The organism is Burkholderia sp. BCC1644 (assembly GCF_902833225.1).
Taxonomy (GTDB): Bacteria; Pseudomonadota; Gammaproteobacteria; order Burkholderiales; family Burkholderiaceae; genus Burkholderia.
Genome location: NZ_CADFEI010000055.1, coordinates 1 through 719, shown reverse-complemented (window position 1 = coordinate 719; position 719 = coordinate 1). Strand labels below are relative to the sequence as shown.

Annotated in this window: 1 protein-coding gene; it reads left to right on the top strand. The window is 70.0% G+C overall.

Annotation, left to right across the window (positions count from 1 at the left end):
- Window positions 1–719: acyl-CoA dehydrogenase (locus HWX87_RS37645; protein ID WP_176051839.1), on the top strand; the 719-nt coding region annotated here is incomplete at both ends.

Genomic DNA, 719 nt, shown 5'->3' with positions numbered 1-719 from the left:
GCGGAATTCGCGAAGGAACGCGTGCAGAGCCGCCCGGTGGACGGGTCGGCGAAGCAGTCGGTGACGATCATCCATCACCCGGACGTGCGCCGGATGCTCGGCACGATGCGCGCGCTGACCGAAGGCGCGCGGGCGCTGGCGTACGTGGCAGCGGCGCACAGCGACATTGCCCACCGCCATTCGGACGAGGCGACGCGCAGCCGTCATCAGGCAATCTACGAGTATCTGGTGCCGGTGGTGAAGGGCTGGAGCACGGAGATGGTGAACGATGTGGCGAGCCTGGGCGTGCAGGTGCACGGCGGGATGGGCTTCATCGAGGAGACGGGCGCGGCGCAGTACTATCGCGATGCGCGGATCCTGGCGATCTACGAAGGGACGACGGCGATCCAGGCGAACGACCTGGTGGGGCGCAAGACGATGCGCGACGGCGGCGCGGTGGCGAAGGCGCTGCTCGCGGAAGTCGGCGAGACGGTGGCGGCGCTGGGCAAGCTGGACGGCGCGGCGGCCGCGTCGATGAAGGTGCGGCTGGAGGAGGGTGCGAAGGCGCTGTCGTCGGTGGTGGATTACGTGGTGGCGAACGTGAAGCGGGACCCGAACGCGGTGTTCGCGGGCAGCGTGCCGTACCTGAAGCTGGCGGGCGTGGTGCTGTGCGGTTGGCAGATGGCGCGCGCGCTGGTGGCGGCGCAGGCGAACCGCGCGAGCGACCCGGCGTTCTTCGA